Source organism: Verrucomicrobiota bacterium (genome assembly GCA_027622555.1).
Lineage (GTDB): Bacteria > Verrucomicrobiota > Verrucomicrobiia > Opitutales > UBA2995 > UBA2995.
In genome coordinates, this window is the sequence record JAQBYJ010000210.1 from 1 (window position 1) to 4,848 (window position 4,848).

At 48.7% G+C, this 4,848-nt stretch carries 2 protein-coding genes; both read right to left on the reverse strand.

Going from position 1 to position 4,848, the window contains the following annotated elements; all coding sequences use genetic code 11:
* Positions 1 to 62: 62 nt before the first annotated feature.
* The gene (locus tag O3C43_24665; GenBank protein ID MDA1069682.1) at positions 63 to 1,040 is read right to left on the reverse strand and encodes an alpha-L-fucosidase; all 978 of its coding nucleotides are present in this window, start codon (positions 1,038 to 1,040) and stop codon (positions 63 to 65) included.
* Positions 1,041 to 1,254: 214 nt separating this feature from the next.
* Positions 1,255 to 4,509: a TonB-dependent receptor plug domain-containing protein gene (locus O3C43_24670; protein MDA1069683.1), complete on the reverse strand. Its 3,255-nt coding sequence runs from the start codon at positions 4,507 to 4,509 to the stop codon at positions 1,255 to 1,257.
* Positions 4,510 to 4,848 lie beyond the last annotated feature (339 nt).

Consider the following 4,848-nt stretch of genomic DNA (forward strand, 5'->3'; position numbering starts at 1 on the left):
GCGGCCCGATGCGTTCTACCCCTCTTGGGAAAACTTGACAATAGACTATTGACCCTATCGGCCTACGCCCGAATCAGGCGGTGTATTATCTCCGTATCGCTTTTCCAATTGATATCCAACTTACTGTAAGCCCAGGTGTTATTGTGGGTATCGGGAGTTTCCCAAAGACCCTCTCGGATATGATCGGGAATTTCACTGTCTCCAAGCGTTGCGAAGTCTCCCAAGCCCTGGCCAATGCGACTGTTGATCAAACAGTTTGGCTGGAGCTGAGCGACCCGTTCTTTCAGCTTAATCACCTGTTCGCGTGAAATACCAGCAGGCGTGTCGAAAAAGATGAGTCCGATGTCCCCATAGCCGGTGAGAATTTCTTCGATCTGAGGAAGGGCTTTTTCATTCAGGTATTTTTGAAAATCTTTGTCGTCTTCCTTGAAATCCCAGGTGTTTCCAATCGCATCTTTTTCATGCCAATCCTGCGACTGGGAATAATAAAAACCCAACTTCAATCCATGCCGCTTACAGGCTTCGGCAAGTTCCTTAAGTGGATCCCGGTCGAACGGTGTGGCATCCACGATGTTGAACTTGCTAACCTTGGAATGATACATGGCAAACCCATCGTGGTGCTTGGAGGTAATCACAATGTACTTCATCCCCGCATCCACCGCCAATTGAGCAATTGAATCCGCATCAAATTCAACCGGATTAAATTTCTTTGTTAGGGTCTCATAATCTCGAACCGGTATCTTCGCTCGTTTCATTATCCATTCACTAATGCCAAAATAATTCTTTCCTTTCCAAACTCCTGCCGCTTCCGAGTACAAGCCCCAGTGAATAAACATGGCAAACTTGGACTCCTGGTACCATTGGTGATCCTTGATCAACCGATCTTTTTCCACGGACGTCTTTCCCCAAATCGTGTCAGTCTGCTCTTTGTCAGTTATGGCCTGAGCGAAAAGCCCGGCGGTCCAGCAACAGCTAATTACGGCTAAAAACGGGAAATAGATTCCGCTTACGGTCTTTGAATTGAGTGGAGGGAAAAACATATTTGTGTATCAAAAATTGGATTAATTTATCGGCTCACTGACTGCGGTGAGACTCATTATTAAAAATTCAACAACTCAAGAGAAGGAACCGGTCAGAGTCTGTACCGCTACTACCTCGACACCGCTCAAACTGTTTCAATCTCCGACTCGTTGTTCTTCATCATTAATACCGGGAGCGCCGAGCCCCAGATTGTATCGCTTCCTGCTTAACCTGTCAGAATTTGAACGTAGAAGTCAGGAACCAGTCTTGTTCTTTGGCCGAGGCGTATGTAAACCCGGTTCCGTCCGGATTATACCAGGTCGGGATCAGGTCTTTCTCGTTCAATACGTTGCGGATGTTTAATTGAAGTATCCAATCAATGTCGTTTATAAACTTGGTTCTGTAGCTGAACCAGGTATCAACCTTGGTATCGCTGGGACCAAAATAGGGTCTACTAATATCTGGAATCACACCCAATTCAGGATCGGTTCTGAGTTCGTTGCCAATGGCGGCTTTTGATTGATAGCGGATCGCTCCACCCAGTCCGAATCCTTTTAACTTGGCGTTTGAGAAGGTGTAGTTGGTTACCATATTGATACGCCACTCTCGTAGTTCATTGGCCTTTTGACCATCGTTCGCCAGAGCATTGTTGAAAAGAGCCAACTGTTGAGTTATCCGTCCTCTGACAGGATTGTTGTTGTTTTCCAACAAATCTCCCTGCGCGGGATTCCCAAGCCAAGCCGCGGCCAGACGGTTGACTTCGTCTATCCCTGTTTGCCCTGTACCCGTTCTGACCGCTTCCTGTTGGGCGGCGTTCACAGACACCCTCCAATTGCGGGTCAGGTTAGCCGTCAGATCCATTTCGAAACCTTTCGATACGGCCTGAATGACATCCCCTGCGCCGATACCCTCGCCATCAATAGCTATCGACCCGTCCGGGTTGGTTATATAATTCCAACGATAAGCATCCTGAATCGCTTGAACCGGCAGTTCGAAATTGGCAGCTAGCACGTCCGCAGTTGGATTGTTGTTATAGACTTGTTGTGGAACCTGGTAGAAAAACCAGAGATAGGGTCCTACCAAACGGTTATCAAACAGATTTTGCTGGACAGTTTCATACCAGGTAAATCGGGCTATAATCTTGTTATCGAACAGGGAAATAGTTGCTCCATAGTCCTCGGTCGTCCCGCTGGGTGGACTAAAGAATCCGCCAAAAGGATTACGCGCAACCGCACTGGGAGCGAAGTTTTCAGATTCCCCGTAATGCAGGCTGATATCCATGCCTATGGGCATATTCTCTTTCCACCCTTTTGGAGTGTGGGCGACCAAGCCCCAACTGAAGGTGTTGCCTTCTGTGTCGATGTCGGGCGTCGTCGGCAGTTTAAAGTCATTGGCGCCAATCTGACGGGAACCGCGAAAGTCCTGCGGCGCCTGCCCGGCATCATAGTTCTTGAACTTGTCGTTTCTCCACCCAAGGGTGCCGACCAGGATTTCGTCAAACCAATGTGACTGCCAGGCCAGAGCCCTGGACTCCGTTTCATTCCTCTCCCGGGTTGCGCCACTGACAAGGACGTTTTTATTCTCAGGATAAAGGAGAGTATTGTAGGTACCTCTTTCGAAATCACGTGTTGGTGTGCTGATAAACAGCATGTCCACCTGATTCGGCAAATCGACATGGGCGGGAAGACCTGGAAGATTAGCGCCTCTAGCCGAACTTGCGCCGAGAAGAGAATCACCGATATAGTACAAATTCTGCGACCATAACCAACCGTTGATTATGTTATTCGCGGGTGCATACCCGATGTCATCTCCAAAATCGGTATCCAGAATCATGGCGGGACCGTTGGTGTCGAGTGTCTTGAGTTTCGACTGGTCGAGGAGCCCGGTAAGCGTATGTTTACCCAACCACTTGCCGATACCTCCCAGCTTTTCCTCGGCATCAAATTTATAAAAAACCGTTAGCCGCGAGGTTTCCAATTCATTGTGGTTTTCACTCCAGCCAGGCCTGGCGGTCACAAACGGTCTGCCCACATTGGGATTGGGCGTGCCGTCGGCGAAAGCTTCATTGATGTCCACCCCTATGTTTCGGTTGCGGAAACCACCACCAATCAAATCAAAAGAACCGCTGTCAAAGTCCTGTTTATCGTAAGTGAGCTCAAACCCGAGATCCCCTTCCAGGAGCTCTTGTTGGATAGCGATGTTAAAGGCAGTAAAATCATTAAAGCGGCGGTCGTTTCTACCGGACATGGAAACATTGTTATAATCGAAGACCGAAGTATCGGTGATTTGCAGGCTGCGGGAATAATCCGCTGCGTCCACTCCGGGATTGGCGGCGCGGTTTACGCGATTCGGGTCATTTACCGTGATAAAGCGCGGACGGTAATTGTTACGCTGATTGGCCGGAACTTGATTGAAGAGTGGGTCGCCCTCCTGCAGTATCGCACCCTGCAGGCCAGTCCCCTCATTTAGACTAATGACTCCAAGGAACGGCTGTGTAGCTCCTACGTTGTTCAAAAACAGCGGATTGCGGTTGGTTGCTGCAATATCGGTAAAAAAGGGTTGCGGCTGGTTCGATTCTCCCGGACCTACGGTGAGTTGGTCCAGCTCGGACCACCAGTAGCTTAATCGGTCGCGCGGGGGTGCCAGCACTTCGGGACTGCCATCCCGGTCACCCACTTCGACATTAAAACGAATGGTCGTATTTTCGAATGGCAGGTAATCCAGCGCACCGTAAAGACGCCTGCTTTTATCAAAGGAGGGGATCTGCTGAAACTGCCGCCAGTCATGCAGTCCTATCACGCGGACATTCACCTTGTCCTCGACCAGGACACGGTTGACATCGAATGTGCCACGAAGCGATCCATATTTATCTACACGAAAACTCACCTCATTGGCGTTGCTGTTGATGGGACGGGACAGAGAGCGGTCAATAATGCCAGCTGGACTACCCAGACCAAACAGAATATTGTTAGCGCCCCGATTGATGGTCACCCGGCTAATGTTGTAAGAATCCAGGGGAATGACGGATGAAAAATAGTTGCGGGTGTTGTCGGCGGCCGCCAGACCGCGAACGCGGGTGGTCGAATTAGCGGTAAATCTTTCCCCGGAAAAGTCCAAAACGAAGCCGCCATTGTCCCTTTCATTCGAGAAATTCCCACCCAGACCGGCCACTTCCGTTCCTGTTGTGTAAACCAGCAGTTCTTGAATGCTGGTGGCTCCGGTGTCTTGCATGAATTCCTTGGTGTAAATACTAATGGAGCTAGCGATGTCCTTTAGATCCGACTTAATCCGAGTCCCAGCAAGAGTGGTCGTGGCCATATAACCAACAGTCTCGTCGGACTCTACTGTGAATGGACTTAATTCGAAGACTTTCTCTTCGTCTGCGTCTTCCTGGCTGAACAGGGCCGGTGCACCCATCAAGCTGAATACCAGCACAAAGCGTTGCAGATATTTTAAAGCATTGAGTTTTGAGAACGTAATTTGAGTCATAGCTTATATAGGGTTTTCGAGCAGATTGAATGTTTGAATCCAAACGCCCGGGTTTAAGTGGTTTGAATGAGAATTTCTGGTTGAGTTTGAAGAAAGATGGATGGTGGAGATCCACCCGTTCGAATAGTGTAATCAATGTAGACGTTTCCGCTATCCTGTGATTACGGGATGCCTCTTGAAAAGCAATTAGATTAAGATTAAAAAAACCAGGAATTCAATTTAATACTGATCGCCAAAAAAAGTCGAAAGTTGGCAAAGATTAGTCTCTACCCTAAATCCGTGAGATAATTGAGTTTGGCCGCATGTCAATTTATTTCTGGCCACGATGCGGGATTTTGG